We start from the raw sequence: 24,988 nt of genomic DNA, 5'->3' as shown, positions 1-24,988 counted from the left end.
TTCACCAGGACCTGCCTACCGCGGGACTAGATCGTCGCGCACTGCCCGGCGGCCGGGCCGCGGACGGTGTTCGGCAGGTCGTAGTCCGTCGGGACCGGCGAGTTCGCCGCGCAGGCCAGCGGGCCGCCGACCGTGCTCGACGTCAGCACCGGCCCGTGGTTGCCGGTCAGCGCGACCGGCCCGCCGATCTGGGTCAGCTCGATCGAGACCGTCCCGGTCGTCCCGGTGATCGCCACCGGGCCGCCCACCTTGGTGCGGTTGAGCACGACCTGGCCGGCACCGGTCGCCGAGAGCGGCCCGTTGACCGAACCGCCGCGGACGACCAGCGACGCGCCGTTCGACACGGTCACCGGGCCGGACACCGTCGCGTCCTGCAGGCACACCGTGCCCGAGGAGACCGACAGCGGCCCGTTGGAGGCACCGGTGATCGTCTTGGTGCAGGAGGCGTCCGGCTTGCCCAGCAGCTCGAACTCGGCCAGCTGCGCCGGGGTGCCGGTGCTGGTCGCGGTGACTTCGAGCTTGTAGTAGGCGTAGTGCGCCGGGTTGGCCACCTTGAACGCGCGGGTCTGCTGCCGCCAGCTGAACGCCTGGTTCGTCTGCTGGTCGGCCACCGCCCAGGTCTTGCCGTCGTAGGAGCCCTTCAGCGTCCAGCTCTTCGGGTCGCCCGCACCGGTCTGGGACGTCAGCGTGTAGTGCGTGACGGCCTCGTCGGTGTTGTTCAGCTGGTACTGCAGGGCGCCGGTGACGGCGGCCTGGGTGCGCGACGTGTTGTCGATCAGCGCGGCGGCGTCGGAACCGTCCGAAGTGGACAGCGTGCCCTTGCCCGCGCCGGTCTCGTCGTGCAGCGGCGTCGCGACCGCGTCGCCCTTGGTGATCGACGTCGGCGCGTCGTTCGGGCCGGTGCCCCAGTTCGAGGGGTTCGGGCCCATGTCGAAGTCGATCGTGCCGCCCTTCGCGATCAGGTCCTGCGGCAGCGACGTCGAGGAGTACGCCTTGCCGTTGACCTTCACACCCTGGACGTAGACGTTCTTCGCGGTGTTCTTCGGCGCGTTGATCACCAGGTCCTTGCCGCCGGCCAGGTGGATCGTGGCCTTCTTGAACAGCGGCGACCCGATCGCGTAGTTCGGGCTGCCCATCTGCAGCGGGTAGAAGCCCAGCGAGCTGAAGATGTACCACGCGGACATCTCGCCGTTGTCCTCGTCGCCCGCGTAGCCCTGGCCGATCTCGCTGCCGTTGTAGAGCCGCGACAGCGCTTCACGGACCTTCGCCTGCGTCTTCGCGGGCTGACCCGCGTAGTCGTACATGTAGAGCAGGTGGTGCGCCGGCTGGTTGGAGTGGCCGTACTGGCCCATCCGCACGTCCCGCGCCTCCCGCATCTCGTGGATCACCCCGCCGTAGGAGCCGGGGAAGGTGGCGGTCTCCTGGTCGGCGAAGAACTGGTCCAGCTTGGTCGCCAGCCCGGCCTTGCCGCCGTAGAGGTTCGCCAGGCCCTGACCGTCCTGCGGCACGGTGAACGCCATGCCCCAGCCGTCGGTCTCGGTGTAGTCCCCGCCCCACGAGCGCGGGTCGTACTGGTCCTTGGTCTTGGTGAACTTGCCGTTCGCGTCCTTGCCCTGGAAGAACCCGACGCTCGGGTCGAACAGGTTCACGTACTGCTGGGCACGGCTGGTGAAGTACTCGTAGTTCTCCTGGTACTCCGCCTTGCGCGGGTCGTTCGGCGCGGCTTCGTCGGCCAGCTTCTTCGACAGGTTCGCGATGCCGAAGTCGTTGACGTAGCCCTCGATCGCCCACGAGAAGCCCTCGCTGGCGGTGTTGGGCGTGTAGCCGAGGAAGATGCCCTGGTCCAGGCCCTTGCGGCCGACCGCCGAGTTCGGCGGAGTCACCGTGGCGTTCTTCAGCGCCGCGTCGTAGGCGGACTTGACGTCGAAGTTCTTGACGCCCTTGAGGTAGGCGTCGGCGAACGCGACGTCGGAGCTCGTGCCGGTCATCAGGTCGGCGTAGCCGGGGGAGGACCAGCGCGCGATCCAGCCGCCGTCGCGGTACTGCTGCACGAACCCGTCGACCATCTTCCCGGCCATGTCCGGGGTCAGCAGCGAGTACGCCGGCCATGTCGTGCGGTAGGTGTCCCAGAACCCGTTGTTGACGTACATCTGGCCGTCGACCACCTTCGACCCGGTCTGGGTCGCGGTGTCCGTCCCGGTCTTCGGCGAGACGGGGCTCGCGTACTTGTACGCGGGCTTGTCGGCGGTGCCGGTGTTCTCCGACTGCGAGTTCGGGTAGAGGAACAGCCGGTACAGGTTCGAGTAGAGCGTCGTGAGCTGGTCCTTCGACGCGCCCTCGACCTCGATCACCTTCAGCTGGTCGTCCCACGCCTTCTGCGCGGCGTCGCGCACCGAGTCGAAGGTCGCCGCGGGGGCGATCTCCTGGGCCAGGTTCTTCTTCGCCTGGTCCACGCTGATCAGCGACGTCGCGATCCGCATGTTCACCGTCTTGTCGGCGCCCGCGTCGAACCGCAGGTAGCCGGTGACGTTGTCGCGGCCCTGCCCGGTGAGCTTGCCGCCCGCGGTGACCGGCTTGTCGAACTGCGCGTAGACGAACATCCGGCCGGCACCGGCGTACACGTTGGTCTCGGTGTAGCCCGAGAGCGTGCCGGTGGCCTGGTCGAGCGTGAGCCCGGCCGAGTTGTTCACGCTGTCGAAGATCAGGCTCGAGTCGGTGCCCGGGAAGGAGAACCGGAACATCGCCGCGTGGTCGGTCGGCGCGATCTCGGTCTTGATCCCGTTCTGGAACTGGACGCCGTAGTAGAGCGCCCGAGCCGTCTCGTCGCTGTGCTTGAAGGCCAGCGCCCGCGCGTCGCGGTTGGCGTCCGGCACCCCGGCGGCCGCGGACGGCATCACCTGGAAGCTCTGCCGGTCACCCATCCACGGGCTGGGCTCGTGGCTCACCGCGAAGGCCTGCAGCTGCGGCAGGTTCTGCGCGTTGTTCTGCGTGCTGTAGTTGTACAGCCAGCTGCTGGAGCCGGCGTCGGTGACCGGGGTCCAGAAGTTGAACCCGTGCGGCACCGCCGTGGCCGGGAAGTTGTTGCCCCGCGAGAACGTGCCGTTGGCCATCGTGCCCCGCGTGGTGACCACGTTGTCACTCGGGCGGGTGCTCGACGGCGGGGTCGGCGTCGCCGAGATCTTCACGTCGTCCAGCCAGCCCTGCAGCGAGCCCGGGCCGTTCGGGTTGTCGTAGCCGACCAGGATCCGGTCGACCGTCTTGCCCTTGGCCACCTGCCCGATCGCCGAGCGCACCAGGTTCCACTGGTTGGCGTAGAGCACCTTCGAGGCGCCCTGGCCTTCCGGCGTCAGCGGGAAGCCGTACTGGTCGGTCGCGCCGAGGTTGCGCAGGTAGGTGCCGTCGGTGAAGGCCAGATCGATCGCGACGTTCGTGCTGGGGTACTTCAGGTCGCCGGTGATGAACTGCGGCTGCACCTTGTACGACAGCTCGGTCGAGTCGACGACCGGGATGTTCACGTCGAAGATCTTGTTGTACGACCAGCCGTGCCCGGTCGCGGTCTGGCTGCCCGAGTAGCGGAACGCCTTGAGCCCGGTGAAGCCGACGCGGTTCTTGTTCGTGTACCCGCTGGTCGGGCCGGAGTCGACGAAGCTGCGCATGTTCGGCAGCGGCGGCGGCGCCGGGTCGTCGTTGGCCAGCAGCAGCTCCGACATCTGCAGGATCGGGCCGCCGTTGTTGCGCGTGACGTTCAGCCGGTAGTACTTGAACGCGGCGCTCGGCGCGGCGAGCTTGTAGTCCTTCTGCTGGAACCGGGCGGTGAACGCCTGGTCGGTCTGCTTGTCCAGGTCGGTCCAGGCGCTCGCGTCGTTCGAGCCCTGCAGCGTCCAGTCCTTCGGGTCGCGGTTGTCGAAGTCGTTGGCCGAGGAGATCGCGTAGTGCGTGATCGAGGTGCCCTCCGACAGCGTGACCTGCGCCCACGCCGTCGGGTCCCACGACAGCCACTTCGTGTCGGTGGTGCCGTCGAACAGGTTCGACACCACCTCGCCGCCGTCGGTGTTCTCGCTGCTGGCGCTGCTCTCGGTGACCTTGCCCCGGATGTCGCCGGGGATGGCGGTGCCGTTCGCGCCGTTCACGCCGTACGCGCGCGGCTTGCCGGCCGCGTCGGTGTCGACGGTGTCGGTCCACGTCGGCTGGACGTCACCGGGCTCGAAGGAGGACGAGAAGTCGGCGGGCAGGGCTTCGTCGGCGGCGGTGGCCGCGGCGGGGAGGGCGACCAGGCCGGCGGCGACCACGGCGGCGGTCACCAGGAAAGCGACCGGCGGTCTGGCGCTTCGGGGCATCATTGCTCCAAGCTCTGGAGGGTGAACTGGGGACCGACGGACGGGGGACCGGCGGCGCCCAGAGAGCGAAACGCGCGGGTGACATCGATGTCAAGACCGGTCGGCAAACCTGGCCAGAACTGGACAACCGAGGGAACGGGAACCCGATGAGACCAGTCCGGATCTTCACCGCCCTGACCGCACTCCTGCTCGTGACCACCGGATCGGTTCCGGTGGCCGCCGCGGCCGACACGGAATCCCCCGTCCGGCCGACCACCACCTGCGGCGACCTCGTCCGCGGGTACGCCCTGCCGGGCGCCACCACGCACGTCACCGCCGCGGCCGTCGTCGCCGCGACCGGCACCGACCCCGAATACTGCGGCGTCAAGGGTTACGTCGAGCCCGCCGTCCGGTTCGAACTGCGGCTGCCCACCAGGACCTACGCCGGCCGCTACCTGCAGTACGGCTGCGGCGGCTTCTGCGGGATCGTCAACCCGCCCGAGTTCGCCGACTGCGGCCTGCCCCACGGTGGCGACGTCGCGGTCGCCGCCACCGACGACGGCCACGTCGGCAAGACCCCCGCGGTCGTCGACGACGGCAGCTGGGGTGCGAACGACCAGGCCGCGCGCAACGACTTCGAATTCCGCGCACCCCACGTCGTCTCGCGCGCCTCGAAGGCGATCATCCAGGCCTTCTACGGCTCCCCGCCGCGCAAGTCCTACTTCACCGGCTGCTCCGACGGCGGCCGCGAAGGCCTCCAGCTGGCCCAGCGCTACCCGGCCGACTTCGACGGCATCGTCGCCGGCGCGCCCGCAAACCACTGGTCGCCCCTGCTGGCGTTCCAGGCCTGGCTCGCCCGGGGCAACACCGCCGCCGACGGCAGCCCGATCCTCACCGCCGCCAAGCTGCCCGCGCTCCACGCCGCCGTGCTCGCCGCCTGTGACCGCCTCGACGGGCTCGCCGACAGCCAGCTCGACGACCCCCGCGCGTGCCGCTTCGACCCGGCGAAGCTCACCTGCCACGGCGCCGACACCCCGTCGTGCCTCACCCCGGCGCAGGTCGCCGCGACCCGCAGGATCTACTCGCCGCCCACCGACCCCCACGGCACCCTGCTCTACCCCGGCGGCGAGCTGCCCGGGTCCGAGCTGTCCTGGGCCGGTTGGATCATCCCCACCCCGGAGACCGGCGGCGTCTCGTTCGCCCGCAGCCTCGCCGACAACTACCTGCGCTACCTCGGTTACCCGATCGGCGCACCGGCCTCGACCGTCGACACCTTCGCCTTCACCCGGCGCGAGTTCGACCGGCTCACCCCGGTCGGCGTCCGCTACAACGCGATGAGCCTCGACCTCTCGGCGTTCCAGCGGCGCGGCGGCAAGCTCGTGCTCTGGCACGGCTGGGCCGACGAAGCCATCCCGCCGGCCGGCACGCTGGACTACTACCAGCGGCTCACCCGCGGCCAGGCCCAGGACTGGGTCCGGCTGTTCATGGTCCCGTCGCTCTACCACTGCGGCGGCGGCACCACGCTCACCGAGTTCGACCCGCTCAAGCAGCTGGTCGCCTGGGTCGAACGCGGCACCACACCCACGGTCGTGACGGCCACCGGTCGCGACGCGGCCGGGACGGTCACCCGGACCCGGCCGGTGTTCACCTACCCGCAGCGCGCGGTCTACGACGGCACCGGCAGCGTCGACGACGCGGCGAACTTCCGCCCGGCCCCGCCCGCGTCACCGGTCCGGGACGTCGTCGGCTGGGCCGGCGACGGCCTGTACTTCCTGCCGGGCCCGGTCGCCTGGTAAAAGGCGTCACGCGGCTCCGGCGTCGTCGCTAAGGTCACGATCATGACGACACCGGAGCCCGCCGACCGCGTCCTGTCCCGCGCTTCCCTCGCCGAGGGCAGCCCGACCCGCTGGTTCGACGAGCTGTACACCGCGGCCGCCCGGGGCGAAGCCGAGGTGCCGTGGACCCGCGGCACCCCCAACCCGGACCTGGCCGCCTGGATCACCCCCGGCGACAGCCGCCGGGCACTGGTCGTCGGCAGCGCCCTGGGCGACGACTCGGAGCTGCTGGCTTCGGCGGGCTGGACGGTCACGGGCTTCGACGTCGCCCCGGCGGCGGTCGAAGCAGCCCGCGCGCGGTTCCCGGAGTCCACAGTGGACTACGTGGTGGCGGACCTGCTCAGCCCGCCGGGGGAGTGGCGCCACGCGTTCGACCTGGTCGTGGAAATCATCAACATCCAGTCGATGCCCCGCGACTTCCGGCCCACGGCGATTGCCTCACTGGCCGGTTTCCTCGCCCCCGGCGGCACCCTGGTGGTCTCCGAGGTCGCGGAGGAGAACACCGAGCTCGAGGCGGGCCCGCCGTGGCCGTTCAGCCGCGCGGAGATCGAGTCGGTCGCCCAGGACGGCGTCAAGCTGGTCAGCCTGGAGACGGTCCGCGAAGGCCTGCGCTACTGGGCGGAGTTCACGCGCTAGCGAGGAACCGCGACAGCACGCGCGTCCCGAAGTGCAGACCTTCCACCGGCACCCGCTCGTCCACCCCGTGCGCCATCGCGCGGTACGGGAAGCCCTTCGGCAGCCACAGCGGCGCGAACCCGTAGTTCGCGATTCCCAGCTGCGCGAACGCCTTCGCGTCCGTCCCGCCACCCAGGCAGTACGGCACCACCACGGCTTCGGGGTCCTCGGCCCGCAGAGCGGCGGCCATCGACGAGAACCACGGCGAGTCCACCGGCGCCTGCACCGGCGGCTGGTGCGCGACGAACTCCCGCGTCACGCTCTCGCCGAGCAGCTCGTCCAGCACCGCGAACAACGCGTCTTCGGTCCCGGGCAGCACCCGCACGTCCACCTGGGCCGTCGCCGTCGACGGGATCACGTTCACCTTGTAGCCCGCGTCCAGCATCGTCGGCGTGGTGCTGTTCCGGATCGTCGGCAGCACCAGACCGCCCGCCGGGCCCAGGGCCGCCACCGCCGCGTCCACGCCGTCCGAAGAGGACAGATCCACCGGAACCCCCAGCGCGGCGCCGGTCCGGTCCAGGAACGCCCGCACGGCCGGCGTCAGCGAAACCGGCCAGCGATGCGACGCGATCCGGTGCAGGGCGCCGGCCAGCCGGGTGACCGCGTTCTCGTCGTTCGGACGCGACCCGTGCCCGGCGCGGCCGCGGGCGGTCAGCCGCAGGTGCGCCGTCCCGCGCTCCGCCGTCCCGACCGGGTACAGGTGCACGTCGCGGCCGTCCGCCGCCGGCACGTGGTAGGTGTAGCCGCCCGACTCGCTGATCGCCGCTTCGCAGCCTTCGAACAGCTCGGGATGCGTCGCGACCAGCCAGTGCGCGCCCCACTCGCCGCGGTCCTCCTCGTCGGCGACGAACGCCAGCACCAGCTCACGCCGCGGCCGCACCCCGCCGGCCAGCGCGGCCAGGACCATCGCGACGAAGTCCTTCATGTCGGTCGCGCCGCGGCCCCACAGGTACCCGTCGCGGACCTCGCCGGCGAACGGCGGTACCGACCAGTCCGCCGCGTCCGCCGGGACGACGTCCAGGTGCCCCTGCACCAGCAGCGCCGGCAGCGACGGGTCCGTCCCCGGCACGCGCGCGAGCACGCTGGCCCGCCCGGGCGCGGCCTCCAGGATCCGCGACGGGATACCGAGGCCGTCGAGGAACGCCGCCACGTACTCCGCCGCCGGGCGCTCCGGCCGGGCGTCGTTGTTCCCGCGGTTGGTCGTGTCGAACCGGATCAGGTCCGCGCACAGCTCGACGACGTCAGCCATAGATGCCCTGCACCGCCCCGCCCGCGATCGCCGTGACCACCTTGAACGCCTTCATCGCCTCGGTCATGTTCGGCGCGTCGAACCCGACCCGCCGGGTGCCGATCTGCTCGACCGTCGGGATCACCGCTGTCGCCTGGGCCAGGTGGCTCGCGTCGAACTCCACCTCGATCCGGTGGCCGCCGACCTGCCGCTCCTCACGTCCGGCCCGCGCGATCGCGTCGGCCGCCGCGCCCGTCAGCAGCTCCGCCGTGCGCGCCGGCGGCAGGCAGATCGCCGCGTACCGGCTCACGCACTCCTTCACCGGCACCAGCTCCGACTCCGGAGCGTAGTCACGGGCGTCGTCGCATGTTTTGTCGTCACCCGAAACGAGCAGGACAGGGACGCCGTACTCGGCGGCCACCGCCGCGTTCAGCCGGCCCTCGCTCGCCGGGACGTCGTCCAGCCACACCCCGGTGATCTGGTTCTCCAGATAGGTGTGGGAAAGCACCCCGTCGAACCCGGCGCCCGCGTGGTAGCCGAGGAACACCACACCGTCCACACCGGAGTCGATGCCCTGCATCATCGACAGCGGCTTGTGCCGCCCGGTGAGCATCCGCGCCCGCGGGTCGAGGTCTTCCAGCAGCAGATTCCGTTGCGAGGAATGCGCTTCGTTGACCAGCACGTCGCTCGCCCCGCCGTCGAACAGCCCCGCCAGCACCGCGTTGACGTCGCCGGTGAACAGCCGCCGGAAGCGGTCCCACTGCGGCGATCCGGGCACGACGTCGTCGGTCCACGTGACGCCCGTGGCGCCTTCCATGTCCGCCGAGATCATGATGCGCATGCCCGGCACTCTAACCAGCCCGCGCCCCGCCCGGCCGCACGCTCCCCGGTCACACCGCGTGACCAAACCTGATCGATAACGATCGGACACCTGCCAGGGCGGCAACATATTGCGCGGTTGTCCCGATATGTGGTTACTTCTCGTCCTTGGGGAGGCTCACAGTGCGAACGATGGGGTGGTTTCCGGTGCATTTCCAACGCAGAGTCGGGCGGTTCGGCCGCGTGGGCGCGGTCGTGGCGGCCGCGACGCTGGCGGCGATCCCGCTCGCCGTCCCGGCCCAGGCCCAGCAGGGCAAGGTGCTGCGGGTCGCGCTCACCACCGGCATCGACCACCTCAACCCGTTCACCGCGTCGCTCGCCGCGTCCACGCAGGTCGGCCGGTTCGTCTACGAGTTCCTCACCATCCCCTCGGCCGAGACCGCGCAGGCCTCGCCCGCGCTCGCCGAGTCGTGGACGCCCTCGGCGGACAAGCTGACCTGGACGTTCAAGATCCGCTCCGGCGCCAAGTGGAGCGACGGGCAGCCGGTCACCGCCAAGGACGCCGCGTTCACGTTCAACCGGATGCTCACCGACGAGAACGCCCGCACCGCCAACGGCAGCTACGTCACCAACTTCGACACGGTCACCGCGCCCGACGACACCACCCTGGTCATCAAGACCAAGACCGTGCAATCGGACATGAACCTCCTCGACGTCCCGATCGTCCCCGAGCACGTCTGGGCGCCGATCAAGGACCTCAACGACCCCAAGACCGACGACATCTCGGTCGTCGGCGTCGGGGACGGCCCGTACCAGCTCACCGAGTACAAGCAGAACGAGTACGTCAAGTTCAAGGCCAACAAGAACTACTGGCGCGGCGCCCCGCAGGTCGACGAGCTGCAGCTGCTGGTGTTCAAGGACGCCGAGGCCGCGGTGAACGCCCTGCGCCAGGGCGAGGTCGACGTCATCAACCGGCTCACCCCGACCCAGTTCGACTCCCTGCAGGGCCAGCCGAACATCGCCACCAACGCCGCGCCCGGCCGCCGCTACGACGAGATCAACCTCAACTTCGGCGTCCAGAACAGCGAAAACCAGCCGATCGGCAACGGCAACCCCGTGCTCAAGGACATCCGGCTGCGCAAGGCGATCGTGCAGGCCATCGACCGCCAGACGATCGTCGACCGCGTCGCGGGCGGGCACGCCCAGCCCGGCACCGGCATCGTCCCGCCGATCTACAAGACCTACCACTGGGAGCCCACCGGGGCCGACCAGGTCAAGTTCGACATCGCCGCCGCCAACACCGCGCTCGACCAGGCCGGCTACGCCAAGGGCGCCGACGGCGTCCGCGTCGCCCCGGGTGGCGCGAAGCTCGAGCTGCGGCTGACCGGGCACGCCAACCGCCCCTACGACCAGCGGCTCGCGCAGTACGTCTCCGGCTGGCTCAAGGACATCGGCATCACGGTCAAGCAGGAGCTCGTCTCCGATGACGAGCTCAACGACCGCACCAACGCGGGCAACTACGACCTCGCCGTCTCCGGCTACGCCACCAACCCGGACCCGGACTCCGCACTGCAGCTGCACACCTGCGCGGCCCGGCCGAACGCCCAGGGCAAGGGCGCCACGACGGACACGTTCTTCTGCGACCCCGCGTTCGACGCCCTGCGCGCCAAGCAGCTCACCCAGACCGACGACACCCAGCGCGCCGAGACGGTGAAGCAGGCCCAGGCCCGGCTCGCGAGCCAGGCCGTGAACGTCGTGCTCGACTACCAGAACTCGCTCGAGGCCTACCGCTCCGACAAGTTCTCCGGCTTCACCAAGCAGCCCCAGCCCGAGGGCGCGATCCTCGAGCAGTCCGGCTACTGGGGCGTCTACGGCGCCACCCCGGCCGGCAGCGAGGCCACGGCCGACTCCGGCAGCAGCGGCACCGTCGTGTGGATCGTCGTCGGCGCCATCGTCGTCGTGATCCTCGTCGGCGGCGGCATCATCATCAGCCGGCGGAACAAGACCTCGGAAGACCGCGAGTAACGATGACCACGCCCGACCAGGCCGCGGTGCTCGTCGACCCCGACGAGCACCGCGGCGGGACCGGCACCGCCCGGTTCGTCCTCAAGAAGCTCGTCGAAGCCGTCGTCAGCATCGCGCTGGTGATCGTGCTGTTCTTCTTCCTCTTCCGGATGCTGCCCGGCGACCCGGTCGCGACCATGGTCCGCGAACGGCCCACCGACCCGCAGCAGGTCGCCGAGCTGCGCGAACGCCTCGGCGTCGACAAGCCCGTGCTGCAGCAGTTCGGCGACTACGTCGGGAAGCTGCTGCACGGCGACTTCGGCACGTCCTACCTGGAGAACCGCCCGGTCGGCGACATGATCGCCGAACGGCTCTGGCCGACCGTCCTGCTCGTCGGCAGCGCCACCGTGCTCGCCGTCGTCCTCGGTCTCTGGCTCGGCACCCGGGCCGCGTGGCGCCGCGACAGCGCGTTCGACCGCACCCAGACCGGCATCGCGCTGACCCTGTGGTCGGTGCCGCAGTTCTGGCTCGGCCTGATCCTGCTCGTCGCGACCAACGGGCTGTTCCCCAGCCGCGGCATGCACTCCCCGGACGCCGCGCCCGGCTTCTTCCCCCAGACCCTCGACGTGCTGCACCACCTCGTGCTGCCGTGCGTGACGCTGCTGGCGGTGTTCTACGCCCAGTACATGCTGATCATGCGGTCGTCGCTGCTGGGGGAGATGAACGCCGACTACCTCACCACCGCCCGCGCCAAGGGCCTGCGCGACGACCTCGTCCGGCGCCGCCACGCCGTGCCCAACGCGCTGCTGCCCACCACGACGCTGGTGTTCATGCAGTTCGGCATGGTCGTCTCCGGCGCCGTCTCGGTCGAGGCCGTGTTCAGCTGGCCCGGCCTCGGGCAGCTGACCTACCAGTCCCTGCACGGCCCGGACCTGCCGGTGCTGCAGGGGGTCTTCGTCGTCCTCGCCGGCGCCGTCGTGCTGATGAACCTGCTCGCGGAACTGCTCTACCGCGTGCTCGACCCCAGGGTGCGGACCTCATGACCACCGCCGAGACCATCGAATCGCCGCGCGCGATCGCCTGGCGGCGGCGCCGTCAGGCCGTGGCGAAGACCTGGCACGAGTTCGCCGCCCAGAAGGGCGCGCTGACCGGGCTGATCCTGCTCGCCGTCACCGTCGTGCTGGCGCTGCTGCTGCCGTTCGTCAGCGACGAAGGCGGCCTGGACGTCACCAAGGCCGACGGCGGCGCGCTGAGCCCGCCCAGCGGCAAGTACTGGCTCGGCACCGACATCGACGGCCGGTCGGTGCTGCTGATGACGCTCTGGGGTGCCCGGATCTCCCTGCTCGTCGGCTTCTCCGCCACCATCCTCTCGGTGCTCATCGGCACGCTGATCGGCATCACCGCCGCGCACTTCGGCGGCTGGACGTCGACGATCCTGATGCGCTTCACCGACTTCTTCCTGGTGCTGCCGTCACTGGTGCTCGCGATCGCGCTCTCGGCCGTGCTGCCCCACGGCGTCTTCACCGTCATCGTCGCCATCGGCCTCACCGCCTGGCCCAGCACCGCGCGGCTGGTCCGCGCCCAGACCCTCACCATCGAAAGCCGCCCGTACATCGAGCGCGCCCGGGCCCTCGGCGGGGGACACGCGCACGTCGTCGGCAAGCACGTCCTGCCCGGCGTGCTGCCGCTCGTGCTGGCCAACACCACGCTCGTCGTCGGCAACGCCGTCATCGCCGACGCCACGCTGGCCTTCCTCGGCGTCGGCGACCCGAACGCGGTCTCCTGGGGCGCGATGCTCGAGACCGCGCTCAACAACGGCGCCGTCACCCGCGGCGCGTGGTGGAACCTGCTCCCGCCGGGCATCGCCATCGTGCTCGTCGTCCTCTGCTTCACCCTGGTCGGCCGGGGACTGGAGACCGTGCTCAACCCGAGGTTGAAGAAGTGACCCCGCTGCTGCAGCTGAAGGACCTCACCGTCACCTACACCACGGCGGGCGGCGACGTCCCCGCCGTGCGCGGGGTCGACCTCACCCTCGACCCCGGCGACACCCTCGGCGTCGCGGGGGAGTCGGGGTCGGGCAAGTCGACCGTCGCGATGAGCGTGCTGCGGCTCCTGCCGCGATCGGCGAAGATCAGCGGCGAGATCCTGCTCGAGGGCGAGGACGTCACCGCGATGAAGTGGGGCCGCCTGCGCGCGGTCCGCTGGGCCGAGGCGTCCGTGGTGTTCCAGGGCGCCATGCACGCGCTCAACCCGGTCCGCAAGATCGGCGAGCAGATCGCCGAGCCGCTGCGGCTGCACCCGCCCGAAGGCGGCAAGGCCCTCACCGACGCCGAGGTCGACGCGCGCGTCGCCGAGCTGCTCACCCAGGTCGACCTGCCCCCGAGCCGGGCCGGTGCCTACCCGCACGAGCTCTCGGGCGGGCAGAAGCAGCGCGTCATGATCGCCATGGCCCTGGCCTGCTCGCCCCGGCTGATCATCGCCGACGAGCCGACCACCGCCCTCGATGTCATCGTCCAGGCCCAGGTCCTCGCCCTGCTCTCGCGGCTGGTCGCCGAGCAGGACATCGGCCTGATCATGATCAGCCACGACCTGTCCGTGCTCGCCGCCACCTGCCGGCGCATCGCCGTGATGTACGACGGCGAGATCGTCGAAGAAGGCCCCAGCACCGACGTGATGGGCTCGCCCCAGCACGAGCACACGCGTGCGCTCGCCGCGGCGTTCCCGACCGTCGGCGACCCGGTGTCCCGGTTCGCCCCGGCCACCAGCACCCCGCTGCCGCCGGAACCGGAAGCACGGGCCGCCGGCGAGCCCCTGCTGGCCGCGGAGAACCTCCGCGTCTCCTTCCGCGACCGCACCGGCAAGCGCATCGACGCCGTCGCCGGGGTCGACCTGACGGTGTCCCGCGACGAGATCGTCGCGCTGGTCGGCCAGTCCGGCTCCGGCAAGACGACGCTCGCCCGCACCCTGCTCGGCCTGCAGAAACCCGACTCCGGCGTGGTCCGCTACGCCGGGAAACCGGTCCCGGCGGGCGGCGCCGGGCTCAAGGCCTACCGCCGTCAGGTGCAGCTCGTCCTGCAGGACCCGACCAGCGCGCTCAACCCGGCCCACACGGTCTACGAGGCCGTCGCCGAGGGCCCCCGGATCCACGGCCTGCCCGACGAACGCGCGGTCGTCCACCGGGCCCTGGAGGCCGCCGAGCTGCGGCCCGCCGAGAAGTACGCCGACCGGCTCCCGCACGAGCTCTCCGGCGGCCAGCGCCAGCGCGTCGTGATCGCCGGGGCGCTGGCCCTCGAACCGTCGGTCGTGGTGGCCGACGAGCCGGTCGCCTCCCTGGACGCGTCCGTGCGCGGTGAGATCCTCGGCCTGCTGCTGCGGTTGCGGCGTGAGCTGGGCCTCGCCGGCCTGGTGATCACCCACGACCTGGGCCTGGCGTGGAACATCGCCGACCGCGTCGCCGTGATGTACCGCGGCGAGCTCGTCGAAACCGGGACGGTGGAACAGGTCCTGCTCGACCCGCAGCACGAGTACACGAAGTCCCTGCTGGCCGCCCTGCCCGGCGGCACCGCCCAGCGCCGCACCGTCGGGAGCTGACGCGGTACGGGCCGGAAACCCGGCACTGCGGGAAGCTCACTCAGGCGCGGTGTGTAACCTCCGAACGGAAATGGCGACCACCACCGACCCCACGCAGACGCCCTCGACCAGGCTGGCCGAGCGGCTCCTCACGCCCTCGCGGTTCCCGTATCGCACGATCGCGATGGGCACGGTCGGGAGCACCCTGCTGATGATCGCGGCGCTCGGCGCCGGCGGCATCTTGATCAAGGACCCGGTCCTCGGCCACGGGCCGCTGTCCTGGGTCCGCTACGGCCACGGGCGCATGCTCGCCAACGCCGTCCTCTACACCGGCTTCGGCCTCGTCGTCTGGGCCTGGGTCCGGCTCGGCCGCTACGTGCTGGCCGGCCGCATCGGCAGCCGCCCGATCCTGATCGCCGCCGGCTGCTGGATGGCGCCGCTGATCGTTTCGCCGCCGCTGTTCACCCGCGACGTCTTTTCCTACCTCGGCCAGGGCGCCCAGCTGCTCTACGGGCTCGACCCGTACGCCAACGGCCCCGCCGAGCTCGGCGTGCTGCCGAACGTCGTGCAGAACGTCCACCCGCTCTGGCAGACCACCCCGGCGCCGTACGGGCCGCTGTTCCTGCTCATCTCCAAGGGCGTCGTCGCCACCACCGGCGACAACATGATCCTCGGCGTCATCCTCATGCGCGTCGTGCTGCTGGCCGGCCTCGCCGGGACGCTCTGGGCGCTCCCGCGGCTGGTCAAGCACCTCGGCGGCAAGCTCCCGGTCGCGCTGTGGCTCGCGGTGGCCAGCCCGATGATGGTCATCCACCTCTTCGGCGGCCCGCACAACGACCTGATGATGCTCGCGTTCCTCACCATCGGCGTCCTGGCCGCCCTGGAACGCAAGCACGTCGTCGCGGTGGTCCTGGTGACGATCGGCATGCTGATCAAGCCGACGGCGGCGATCGCGCTGCCGTTCCTGGTCTGGATCTGGGCCAACCACCTCGAAGGCGAGTCGAAGGTCCGCAACTTCCTGCGCGCCGGCGCGGCCTCGGTGGGCCTGTTCCTGCCGGTGTTCGTCGCGGGCACGTGGATCTCGCTGGGTTCGCTCAACCTCGGCTGGTGGTCCGGGCTCAAGGCCCCGCAGCTCATCGCGAACTGGCTCAACATCCCCACCGGCATCGGCGAGGTGTTCTACAACCTGGTGCACCTGGTGGTCGACGTCCAGGTCTCGCCGTTCGTCACGGTCGCCCGCGCGGCGGGCATGCTGCTGCTGATCGGTTTCGGCATCCGCCAGTGGTGGCTGGCCCGCGACGGCGGCACCGAGGCGGTGTACCGCGCGGGGATCTCGCTGCTCGCGGTCGCGATCCTCATGCCGCCGACCCTGCCGTGGTACCTGACCTGGGGTTTCGTGCTCCTGTCGGCGTTCAAGTGGCAGCCCCGCCACCTCGCCCTCGTGGTGGCGGTCTCGGTGTTCGTGACGCTGGTGTACTACCCGACGGGCGAGCAGGCCCTCTACGACTGGTGGTTCATCGCCCTGGTCGTGGTGGCCAGCCTGTACTCGGCGGCGTCCCTCCTGCGCCCGGACCCGCTGGGCCTGATCGACGCCTGGCGCCGCCCGGAGAAGTTCCTCCGCGACTGAACCTCAGCTCCCGGCCCAGCCGCTCCACGTGTGGACCTCCGTCACGACCACCGCGTGCTCCGGCGGCCGTGACCGGTACTGCGCGTACTTGTCGACCAGCCACGAAACCGGCTCCGCGCCCGGCGAAAGCACCCGGGCCGAACCGTCCGCGCGGGCCCACCACAGCTGCGACCAGTCTTCGGCGTACTCGTCCGCCAGGAAGCACACCGCCGGGTTCTCCGCGATGTTGCGCAGCCGCCGCAACGACGTCGACGACTTCGGCTTGTGGTCCACCGCGAACACGACCCGGTCGCCGCGCACCGCGAACGTCACCGGCACCAGGTGGGGCACCCCGGCCGCCGACACCGTCGCCAGCCGCGCCACTCGCGAAGCCGCGAAGCGCGAACGCGCCTCCGAAGACGACAGCTTCACGTCAGCGCGGGGGAGTCGAAGTTCAGCGTCCCCAGGTCCGCGTCCAGGGTCACCGGCACCCCCAGCGGCAACGTCGGCGACGACGCCACGTGCCCGAAGCCGAAGTCCTCCACCACCGGCACCCCCAACGGTCCCAGCCGTTCCACCATCAGCGCGCGCACGTCCGCCGGGTCGCCGCACGCCGCCCACGAGCCCAGCACGATCCCGCGGACCCCGTCGAACCAGCCGCTGCGCAGCAACTGTGTCACCATCCGGTCCAGCCGGTACACGCTCTCGGTGACGTCCTCCAGCAGCACCACCGCGTCCCGCGCCGAACCGTGCTCCGGCGTTCCGATCCCGCCCGCCAGCAGCGACAGGTTCCCGCCGGTCAACGTCCCCGACGCGCGGCCCGGCACCAGCGGCCCGCCGCCCCGCACCACCACGTTCCGCTCGGGCTCGAACAACGCCCGCCGCAGGTGCTCCACCGCGAAGTCGTCGAACAGCACGCTCGCCGGCATCGGGGAGAACAAACTGGACAGTCCCAAGTGGACATCCACCGCCCGGTGCAACGCCGTGATGTCCGACGACCCGGCCAGCACCTTCGGGCCCGCCTCGCGCAGCGCCGCCCAGTCCACCAGGTCCAGCATCCGCTGCACGCCGTAGCCGCCGCGGGCCGCCAGCACGCACCGCACGCCCGGATCCAGCCACGCCTCGGTGAACTCCGCCGCCCGCGCCGCGTCCGAACCGGACAGGTACGGCGGCGCACCCGCCTCCGCACGCACGCACGGCCCGATCCGCAGCTCGACGCCCCAGCCGCGCAGCACCGGTAGCGCCTTCTCCAGCAGGTCCGCCGGCACCGGCCCGGCCGGCGCCACCAGCGCCACCGTGTCCCCGGCCCGCAGCCGCGGCGGCCTCACCGGGACAGCTCCAGCCGCGCCACGCCCGGCGTCTCGAACCCCAGCACTTGCCCGTAGAACGACAGTTCCGCCTCCAAGGTCGCCACGACCGTCGTAGCTTGCCGGAACCCGTGCTGCTCACCGGCGAACCGCTGGTAGGCGTGCGGGATCCCGCGTCCGGCGAGCCCGGCCACGAACCGGTCGGCCTGCTCGGGCGGGCAGATCCGGTCCTCCAGGCCCTGCTGGAACAGCACCGGCCCGGCCAGCGCCCCGGCGTTCGCCAGCGGCGACCGCTCCACGTACCGCTGCTTCGCCGCCGGCAGCGGCCCGACCAGTCCGTCCAGGTACCGCGACTCGAAGTCGTGCGTGTCGCCCTCGGCGCCGGTCCAGCCGGCCAGGTCCAGCACCGGGTACATCACCGTCCCGGCCCGGTAGGTCTTCGTCGTGGTCAGCAACGCCGCGGCGGTGAACCCGCCCGCGCTGCCACCCCGGACCGCCAGCCGCTCGCCGTCGGCCAGCCCCGCCGCCACCAGCGCCTCGGCCACCGCGACGCAGTCCGCGACGTCCACCACGCCCCACTGCTCCCGCAGCCGCTCGCGGTAGGCCCGCCCGAACCCCGTCGACCCGCCGTAGTTGACCGCCGCCACCGCGATGCCGCGGCTGGCGAAGTAGGCCAGCTCCAGGTCCAGCACCGGCAGGTACTGGCCGGTCGGCCCGCCGTGGACGTGCACCAGCAGCGGCGGACGCTCGCCTTCGGGCGCCGCGAAGTCCGGGTTCGACGGCGGGTAGAAGACCACCGGCACGACGTCTCCATCGGCCGTCGTGAACATCCGCTCCTCCGGCACCGGCAGGTACGCGGCGGGCAGCTCCGGCTGCGGCGTCAGGTCCGTTACCGCGCCGTCGAGCCCGACGTGCACGACCGCGGCTTCGCGCAGGGGGCCACCCGCGACCCCCACGACGCCGCCGCCGTGCGCCGCGAACCCGGTGCTCGACCACGCCGCCAGCTCGCCGGCCACGGGCGTCACCGAGCCGTCGGCCTCGTCCAGGACGGCCAGCCGTCCGGACGCCAGGACCGCGTGCCGCCCGCCCCCGAGCGGGACGAACCACCGCGAACCGGTCTTCCACAGCGGACCGCCCAGCTCCTGCTCGACCGGCGCGAGGTTCGCCACCGTCCCGTCCAGGCCGATCCGGTGCAGGTTCCACCAGCCGTCCGGGTCCAGCAGCGCCAGCAGTGCCGTGGGCGTCTCCCATTCGACCTGGCACACCGAGACGTCGGGGCCGCCGGCGAGCACCCGGTGCGGCCCGAACGAGCCGTCCTCGCCGACGGGAGCGACGCACAGTTCGGTGCCGTCCCACGGCATCGCCGGGTGGTCCCAGCCGAACCACGCCGCGTGCCGCCCGTCCGGGGACGGCTTCGGCACGGTCAGGAACCGGTGGCTCGCCGCGAGCACCCGCTCGCCGCCACCGTCGAGGGCGATCGCCACCAGCTCCCGCTCGACGTCGGTCGGCCGCGGTCCGACACCGCGCTCCCGCACGGCCCACACCTCGCCCGGCCGCCCGGCCCGGAGGTCGCCGTAGCGGACGCTCTGGGCCTCGGCGGGCTCCGGTGTGAGCGGCACGACTCCGGTTTCGCTCAGCGCGTACACGCGCTGGTCCGCCCAGTGCGTGAACACCACCACACCGCCGGCCACCGCCCACGGCCGGCCGCCGTACTCGTGCAGCCGGTTGCGGACGTTCCACGGCGGCGGCAGCACGTCCTCGGTCCCGCCGGGAACGGCCTTCACCAGCGCGACCCGGCCCTGCTCACCCGGCCGCGCCTCGGCCCACCACACCTCGTCCCCGACGACGTCGAGCCACTGCGGGCCGCCGCCGGCGGCGGCCACCTCGGCGGCGGTGATGGGCGAGGACCAGGTTCCGTACGGGGAGATCCGAGACACCCCCAGAGGCTAGCGGCCTGTGAAGGTGGGGCGGCGGATGCCGATCATGCGCCCGTGGCCTAGGGTCGACAGTGCTATGTCTCGCGTAATCCACGTCTTCCGCCAGCCGGATCGGTTCGTCGCCGGCACCGTCGGCGAGCCCGGCGATCGCACGTTCTACCTCCAGGCGTCCGAGGACGTGCGCACCATCAGCGTCACCATCGAAAAGCAGCAGGTCGTCGTCCTCGCCGAGCGCCTCAGCTCACTGCTCGAGGAAGTCGCCAGCCGCTTCGGTGCCGACGTGCCCGACGACGTCCCCGACGACCTCGTCGACGTCGACCCCCTCACCGTGCCGGTCGAGGAGGAGTTCCGCGTCGGCACGATGGGCCTGGGCTGGGACGCCGACAGCAGCGCCGTCGTCATCGAGCTGCTCGCCATCACCGAAGGCGAGGTAGACGAGACGGTCGTGCTCGACGACACCGAGGAGGGCCCGGACGCCGTCCGCGTGTTCCTCAGCCCGGCCGCCGCCCGCGCCTTCGCCGAACGCGCCGACCGCGTCGTCAACGCCGGCCGCAAGCCGTGCCCGCTGTGCGGGGAGCCGCTCGACCCGAACGGGCACATCTGCCCCCGGCAGAACGGCTACCGGCGCGAAACCGACGCGGACGAAGACTGACCATGGCGAGCACCCCCGCCAGCCAGCCCGACCCGGCGGACCCGGCGTCCCGCGAACTCGTCACCCACGGCCGCATCGACGTCGAAGGCCGGCTCGTCGACGCCTCCAACGTCACGCTGTTCTGCGCGATCGAGCTCGACGGCGTCACCGGCCGCGTCGTGTACAAGCCGGTGTCGGGGGAGCGGCCGCTGTGGGACTTCCCCGACGGCACCCTGGCCGGCCGCGAAGTCGCCACCGCGATCGTCAGCGAAGCCGCCGGCATCGGCGCGATCCCGCCGACCGTGCTGCGCGACGGCCCGTTCGGGCCCGGCATGGTCCAGCTGTGGGTCGAGACCACCGACGACGACCTCGTCGACGTCCTCCCGCCCGACGAGGTCCCCGAAGGCTGGCGGCCGGTGCTGCACGCCCACGACCGCCTCGGCGAGCCCGCGGTGCTGGCCCACGCCGACCACCCGGGCCTGCGCGACCTCGCGGTGCTCGACATCGTCGTCAACAACACCGACCGCAAGGGCGGGCACCTGCTGCCCGGCCCCGACGGCCGCGTCTACGGCTGCGACCACGGCATCTGCCTGCACACCGACCCGAAGCTGCGGACCGTGCTCTGGGGCTGGATCGGCGAGCCGGTGCCGCCGGACACCGTCGAGAAGCTGCGCAAGCTGCGGTCGGAGATCGACGGCGGCCTCGGCAAGACGCTGTCCGAGCACATCACCAAGTTCGAGATCCGGGCCCTGGCCGAGCGCACCGACCTGCTGCTGACCGAGGGCATCTTCCCCGAGCCGGGCGACGACTGGCGCGCGATCCCGTGGCCGCTGTTCTGATCGACGCCGCGGCCCGGGCCCGCCTGGTCGACCGCTTCGGCGCGGAACTGGCCGAACCCTGGTGCGACGCGCTCCCGGACCTGGTCGGCCGGCTGACCGCTCGCTGGCACCTCGAAGTCCGCGAGGCCCGCCCCGGCAACACCGGCCGCACGCTCCTCTGCACCGGCCCCGGCGGTGACCTGCGCGTCCTGAAGCTCACGCCGGACCCCGAAGTCGCCCGGCTGGAGTTCACCGGGCTCAGCGCCTGGGCCGGCTGCTCCCGCGTCGTCCAGGTCCTCGACGCCGACCTCGACGTCAACGCGATCCTCCTCGAGGGTCTGGTCCCCGGCACCCAGGTGGACGCCGACGTCCCGTGGCCCGAAATCGGCGAGATGCTCGACCAGTTGCACGGCGCCGAACCCCGCGGGGAGGTCCGGCGGCTGGCCGAAGGCATCGAGTTCATCTTCACCCTCTCCGAACGCCGTCGCCGCGAAACGGCGGCCGCGGAGTACCTGAGCGCCGAAGTCCTTGAGAGGGGCCGTCAGCGGGCCCTCGAACTCGCCACCAGCGGACCGGTCACGCTGATCCACGGCGACCTGCACCCCGCGAACGTCCTCGACGCCGGACCCGGCCGCGGCGCCGTCGCCATCGACCCGCGTCCCGGCCTCGGCGACCCGTCGCTGGACGCGCTGGACTGGATGTTCGTGCCGGTGGCCGCCGGCGGCACGATCGACGACGGCATCGCCGCGCTCGCCCCGCACGTGACGGACTTCGACGCCGACCGCGTCCGCGCGTGGTGCGTCGCGATGGCTCCGCTGATCGCGCTCGCGCCGCTGCGCCGCGGCGAGCCGTCACCGTTCACCGACGCGGTCCTCGAACTGGCCCGCTGACCGGCGTGGCACCACCCGCCCGGGTGCCGACCCCCACTGATCCATCCATGCCCCACCGCCGCCCTCAACGGAGAAGCTGCGCTTCGCTGCTACTTTCTTGGTCGTGCGCTCCCACTCGTATGACGACGTGCTCGCCGGCCCCCGCCGCAAGAAGGTGCCGGAGGTCCCCGCCGAACCCGGTCTCGTGGTCGAGGACCCGGCCAGCGGCTACTGCGGCGCGGTGGTGAAGATCGAGTACGGCAACGTCGTGCTCGAGGACGCCAAGGGCCGCCACCGCGTGTTCCCGCTCGCCCCGGCCGGGTTCCTGCTCGAAGGCAAGCCCGTCACGCTGGTGCCGGTGAAGACGGTGCGGGCCCCGGTCCGGCAGGTCTCGGCGTCCGGTTCGGTGAAGGTCCAGGGACTGCAGGCCCGCGTCGCCCGCGACTCGCGCATCTGGGTGGAGGGCAAGCACGACGCCGAGCTCGTCGAACGCGTCTGGGGGCACGACCTGCGCGTCGAAGGCGTCGTCGTGGAGCCCCTGGACGGCGTCGACGTGCTCGCCGACCGGATCGCCGAGTTCGGCACGGGCCCCGGCCGCCGGCTCGGCGTGCTGGTCGACCACCTCGTGCCCGGCAGCAAGGAGTCCCGGCTCGTCGACGCGATCCGCGACGAGAACGTGCTGGTCACCGGCCACCCCTACATCGACGTCTGGGAAGCGGTGCGGCCGGAAGCGGTCGGCATCGAGGCGTGGCCGAAGATCCCGCGCGGCACCGAGTGGAAGCAGGGGATCTGCGACGCGCTCGGCTGGGGGCAACCTTTCGAAGGCTGGCAACGTGTCCTGAGCGGAGTGAGCAGCTTCCGCGACCTCGAGACCCCGCTCATCGGGGCCGTGGAGCGGCTCATCGACTTCGTCACCGAGCCGACGGAAGAGGGCTGAATGTCCGAATTGTCCAAGGTCACGCGAAGGTCACGTCCCGTCACGGCGCCGGTGCGAACCGGCGCGATCTGAGAGCATGAAGCCATGGCTTGGGCACTGGTCTGGTTGATCGTCGGCATCGCCCTGATGATCGCGGAGGTCCTCTCCGGGGACTTCGTGCTGATCATGCTCGGCGTCGGCGCCCTGTTCGGCGCCGGGGCCGACGTGCTGACCGGGAACGTCTTCGTCGACGTCGCCGTGTTCGCCGTCGCCTCCGTCGGCATGCTCGTGCTGGTCCGGCCCGCGCTCAAGCGGCGCTTCCTCGCCGGGCCGACCCACCACACCGGCATCGACGCGCTGATCGGCGCCAGAGCCGTTGTTCTGTCCACAGTGGACTTCGAGGCCGGGCAGGTGAAGCTGGCGGGCGACGTCTGGTCGGCCCGCAGCCTCTCCGAGAACCACCCGCCGATCCAGCCCGGAACCTCGGTCACCGTCGTCGAGATCTCCGGGGCCACCGCCGTCGTGTCGGCCGAACCGTGAGCCTCGGCCTCGTTGCCGTCCCCGAAGGCCGGGCCGCGGTGATCGAACGGCTCGGGCGCTTCCGCGCGGTGCTCGGCCCCGGCCGGCACTTCGTGGTGCCGTTCGCCGACCGCGTCCGCGCCCGTGTCGACCTCGGCGACCAGATCCTGTCCGCGCCGCCGCGACCGATCGAAACCGGCGACGGCAAAGAGGTCTTCGCGGAGTTCGAAGTCGTCTTCGCGGTCACCGATCCACGGTTGGCGACCTACGAAATCGCCAACCCGGCGATCGCGATCGACCAGCTGACCACCACCGCGCTGCGGCAGGAGGGGAGCCTCACGACCGCCGAGCGCGCCGTGACCGCGCCGGAGGACCTGCACCGTACAGTGTGGACGGTCCTGCACGACACCACCGGCCGCTGGGGGATCACCACGAAGGAGCTGAAGCTCTCGGTGAGCCCGCCGGCGGCGCCCGGAACACCGTCAACCGCGCAAGAATGGTACTAGGTAAGGGGAAGATCTCTTGACCACCACAGTAGCGATCGTCGTGGTCGTCTTACTGGCTCTCTTCGTGATCATCACGGTAGCCAAGGCGATCATGGTCGTGCCGCAGGCGCAGTCGGCGGTGATCGAACGGCTGGGCCGGTTCCGCACGGTGGCGTCGCCGGGCCTCACCTTCCTGGTGCCGTTCCTCGACAAGGTGCGGGCCCGGATCGACCTGCGCGAGCAGGTCGTCTCGTTCCCGCCGCAACCCGTGATCACCGAAGACAACCTGACCGTGTCGATCGACACCGTCGTGTACTTCCAGGTCACCGACTCGCGTGCCGCGGTGTACGAGATCTCCAACTACATCGTCGGTGTCGAGCAGCTGACCACCACCACGCTGCGGAACGTGGTCGGTGGCATGAGCCTCGAGCAGACGCTGACCTCGCGCGACTCGATCAACAGCCAGCTGCGCGGCGTGCTCGACGAGGCCACCGGCCGGTGGGGCATCCGCGTCGCGCGCGTCGAGCTGAAGGCGATCGACCCGCCGCCGTCCATCCAGGACTCGATGGAAAAGCAGATGCGCGCCGACCGTGAGAAGCGCGCCATGATCCTCACCGCGGAAGGTCAGCGGGAGTCCGCGATCAAGACGGCGGAAGGCCAGAAGCAGAGCCAGATCCTCGCCGCCGAAGGTGCCCGCCAGGCGACCATTCTCGCCGCCGAGGCCGAGCGGCAGTCCCGGATCCTGCGGGCGCAGGGTGAGCGGGCCGCGCGGTACCTGCAGGCACAGGGCCAGGCGAAGGCGATCGAGAAGGTGTTCGCCGCGATCAAGGCCGGCCGCCCGACCCCGGAGGTGCTGGCCTACCAGTACCTGCAGACGCTGCCGCAGATGGCGCAGGGCGACGCGAACAAGGTCTGGATGATCCCCAGCGACTACGGCAAGGCCCTCGAAGGCTTCGCCCGTGCGCTCGGGGCCCCCGGCGACGACGGCGTGTTCCGCTACGAGCCGCCGAAGGACGACGACGTCCCGGAGAAGCCCGACCTCGAGGACGAAGAGGTCTCCAGCTGGTTCGAGACGAAGAGCGACCCCAAGGTCGCCGAGGCGGTCGCGGCCGCGGAAGCCGTCGCGCGCAAGGAGGTCCCGGCGATCGGTGCGTCGTCGACGCCGTCTCGGCCGTCGATCCCGCGTCCGGTGCAGCAGCAGCCCGAGCCGGAAGCGGACGAGGAACGCGGCACCGAGGTCACGCCGTCGCCGCAGCAGCCGCCGACCCCGCAGAGCGGCCAGCCCCTGCCCCAGCCGCAGCAGCCGCCGGCCGGCCCGCCCCCGGGCGGCCAGTACCAGGGCCCGCCGCCGCAGTCCCCGCCGCCGGGCCAGTTCGGCGGCCCGCAGCAGAACCCGGGCAGCGGCCCGTTCCCGCAGCAACCCCCGTTCGGCGGCCCGCGCCGCTGACGCGTC

General features: G+C 71.6%; 20 protein-coding genes. 14 read left to right on the top strand and 6 right to left on the bottom strand.

Features of this window, described 5'->3' with window-relative positions:
* Positions 1 to 26 precede the first annotated feature (26 nt).
* Positions 27 to 4,337 carry a GH92 family glycosyl hydrolase gene (locus ACWEN0_RS13840; RefSeq protein WP_451972854.1) on the bottom strand — a complete coding sequence of 1,437 codons (4,311 nt, stop codon included), beginning with the start codon at positions 4,335 to 4,337 and terminating at the stop codon, positions 27 to 29.
* A 146-nt stretch (positions 4,338 to 4,483) separates the two neighbouring features.
* Between ACWEN0_RS13840 and ACWEN0_RS13835 the strand changes: the two genes are divergently transcribed.
* Together ACWEN0_RS13835 and ACWEN0_RS13830 are read left to right on the top strand one after the other, a co-directional pair.
* Positions 4,484 to 6,112 (top strand): tannase/feruloyl esterase family alpha/beta hydrolase, encoded by a 1,629-nt coding sequence (locus tag ACWEN0_RS13835; protein WP_451972852.1) that lies wholly within the window; start codon positions 4,484 to 4,486, stop codon positions 6,110 to 6,112.
* Between the two features lie 42 nt (positions 6,113 to 6,154).
* Positions 6,155 to 6,787: a class I SAM-dependent methyltransferase gene (locus tag ACWEN0_RS13830; protein ID WP_451972850.1), complete on the top strand. Its 633-nt coding sequence runs from the start codon at positions 6,155 to 6,157 to the stop codon at positions 6,785 to 6,787.
* Here ACWEN0_RS13830 and ACWEN0_RS13825 read toward each other — a convergent pair.
* Positions 6,777 to 8,075 (bottom strand): M20/M25/M40 family metallo-hydrolase, encoded by a 1,299-nt coding sequence (locus ACWEN0_RS13825; RefSeq protein ID WP_451972848.1) that lies wholly within the window; start codon positions 8,073 to 8,075, stop codon positions 6,777 to 6,779. The two genes, ACWEN0_RS13830 and ACWEN0_RS13825, sit on opposite strands and share 11 nt — an antisense overlap.
* The gene (locus ACWEN0_RS13820) at positions 8,068 to 8,895 is read right to left on the bottom strand and encodes a M55 family metallopeptidase (protein WP_451972846.1); all 828 of its coding nucleotides are present in this window, start codon (positions 8,893 to 8,895) and stop codon (positions 8,068 to 8,070) included. Before ACWEN0_RS13820 ends, ACWEN0_RS13825 begins: the two co-directional genes overlap by 8 nt.
* A 170-nt stretch (positions 8,896 to 9,065) precedes the next feature.
* On the opposite strand from ACWEN0_RS13820, the gene ACWEN0_RS13815 reads away from it, so the two are divergent.
* The 5 genes from ACWEN0_RS13815 (at position 9,066) to mptB (ending at position 16,074) form a co-directional block, all read left to right on the top strand.
* Positions 9,066 to 10,898, top strand: coding sequence for an ABC transporter substrate-binding protein (locus ACWEN0_RS13815; RefSeq protein ID WP_451972845.1), 1,833 nt, complete (start codon positions 9,066 to 9,068; stop codon positions 10,896 to 10,898).
* A 2-nt stretch (positions 10,899 to 10,900) separates the two neighbouring features.
* A complete protein-coding gene (locus tag ACWEN0_RS13810) occupies positions 10,901 to 11,920 on the top strand; it encodes an ABC transporter permease (protein ID WP_451972843.1) in 1,020 nt (339 codons plus the stop codon).
* Positions 11,917 to 12,822: an ABC transporter permease gene (locus ACWEN0_RS13805; protein ID WP_451972841.1), complete on the top strand. Its 906-nt coding sequence runs from the start codon at positions 11,917 to 11,919 to the stop codon at positions 12,820 to 12,822. The genes ACWEN0_RS13810 and ACWEN0_RS13805 overlap by 4 nt, the downstream gene beginning before the upstream one ends.
* Positions 12,819 to 14,468, top strand: coding sequence for a nickel ABC transporter ATP-binding protein NikE (gene nikE / locus ACWEN0_RS13800; RefSeq protein WP_451972839.1), 1,650 nt, complete (start codon positions 12,819 to 12,821; stop codon positions 14,466 to 14,468). The genes ACWEN0_RS13805 and nikE overlap by 4 nt, the downstream gene beginning before the upstream one ends.
* Before the next feature lie 70 nt (positions 14,469 to 14,538).
* On the top strand, positions 14,539 to 16,074 hold the full coding sequence (mptB, locus tag ACWEN0_RS13795; RefSeq protein ID WP_451972837.1) for a polyprenol phosphomannose-dependent alpha 1,6 mannosyltransferase MptB: 1,536 nt from the start codon (positions 14,539 to 14,541) through the stop codon (positions 16,072 to 16,074).
* A 3-nt stretch (positions 16,075 to 16,077) separates the two neighbouring features.
* Here the strand turns inward: mptB and ACWEN0_RS13790 are convergent, their stop codons facing one another.
* From ACWEN0_RS13790 to ACWEN0_RS13780, 3 genes are read right to left on the bottom strand one after another with little or no spacing between them, the layout of a single operon-like run.
* Positions 16,078 to 16,479 (bottom strand): TIGR03668 family PPOX class F420-dependent oxidoreductase, encoded by a 402-nt coding sequence (locus ACWEN0_RS13790; RefSeq protein ID WP_451973314.1) that lies wholly within the window; start codon positions 16,477 to 16,479, stop codon positions 16,078 to 16,080.
* A 2-nt stretch (positions 16,480 to 16,481) separates the two neighbouring features.
* Positions 16,482 to 17,381 (bottom strand): S66 peptidase family protein, encoded by a 900-nt coding sequence (locus ACWEN0_RS13785; protein WP_451972835.1) that lies wholly within the window; start codon positions 17,379 to 17,381, stop codon positions 16,482 to 16,484.
* Positions 17,378 to 19,297 (bottom strand): alpha/beta hydrolase family protein, encoded by a 1,920-nt coding sequence (locus ACWEN0_RS13780; RefSeq protein ID WP_451972833.1) that lies wholly within the window; start codon positions 19,295 to 19,297, stop codon positions 17,378 to 17,380. Before ACWEN0_RS13780 ends, ACWEN0_RS13785 begins: the two co-directional genes overlap by 4 nt.
* 76 nt (positions 19,298 to 19,373) lie before the next feature.
* Between ACWEN0_RS13780 and ACWEN0_RS13775 the strand changes: the two genes are divergently transcribed.
* The 7 genes from ACWEN0_RS13775 to ACWEN0_RS13745 all read left to right on the top strand — a co-directional run bounded on the left by ACWEN0_RS13775 (position 19,374) and on the right by ACWEN0_RS13745 (position 24,982).
* Complete coding sequence (locus tag ACWEN0_RS13775) at positions 19,374 to 19,949, top strand: DUF3090 family protein (RefSeq protein ID WP_451972831.1); 576 nt, start codon at positions 19,374 to 19,376, stop codon at positions 19,947 to 19,949.
* 2 nt (positions 19,950 to 19,951) lie between these two features.
* Positions 19,952 to 20,767 (top strand): SCO1664 family protein, encoded by an 816-nt coding sequence (locus ACWEN0_RS13770; protein ID WP_451972829.1) that lies wholly within the window; start codon positions 19,952 to 19,954, stop codon positions 20,765 to 20,767.
* Complete coding sequence (locus ACWEN0_RS13765; RefSeq protein WP_451972827.1) at positions 20,752 to 21,636, top strand: aminoglycoside phosphotransferase family protein; 885 nt, start codon at positions 20,752 to 20,754, stop codon at positions 21,634 to 21,636. Before ACWEN0_RS13770 ends, ACWEN0_RS13765 begins: the two co-directional genes overlap by 16 nt.
* A gap of 103 nt (positions 21,637 to 21,739) precedes the next feature.
* Positions 21,740 to 22,552: a DUF3097 domain-containing protein gene (locus ACWEN0_RS13760; RefSeq protein WP_451972825.1), complete on the top strand. Its 813-nt coding sequence runs from the start codon at positions 21,740 to 21,742 to the stop codon at positions 22,550 to 22,552.
* 84 nt (positions 22,553 to 22,636) lie between these two features.
* Positions 22,637 to 23,071, top strand: a complete 435-nt coding sequence (locus ACWEN0_RS13755; protein ID WP_451972823.1) for an NfeD family protein — start codon at positions 22,637 to 22,639, stop codon at positions 23,069 to 23,071.
* On the top strand, positions 23,068 to 23,556 hold the full coding sequence (locus tag ACWEN0_RS13750) for an SPFH domain-containing protein (RefSeq protein WP_451972821.1): 489 nt from the start codon (positions 23,068 to 23,070) through the stop codon (positions 23,554 to 23,556). The genes ACWEN0_RS13755 and ACWEN0_RS13750 overlap by 4 nt, the downstream gene beginning before the upstream one ends.
* A 91-nt stretch (positions 23,557 to 23,647) precedes the next feature.
* Positions 23,648 to 24,982: an SPFH domain-containing protein gene (locus tag ACWEN0_RS13745; RefSeq protein WP_451973312.1), complete on the top strand. Its 1,335-nt coding sequence runs from the start codon at positions 23,648 to 23,650 to the stop codon at positions 24,980 to 24,982.
* Positions 24,983 to 24,988: the final 6 nt, after the last annotated feature.

Source organism: Amycolatopsis sp. NPDC004378, assembly GCF_053602455.1.
This window is presented reverse-complemented; position numbering and strand designations above follow the sequence as displayed.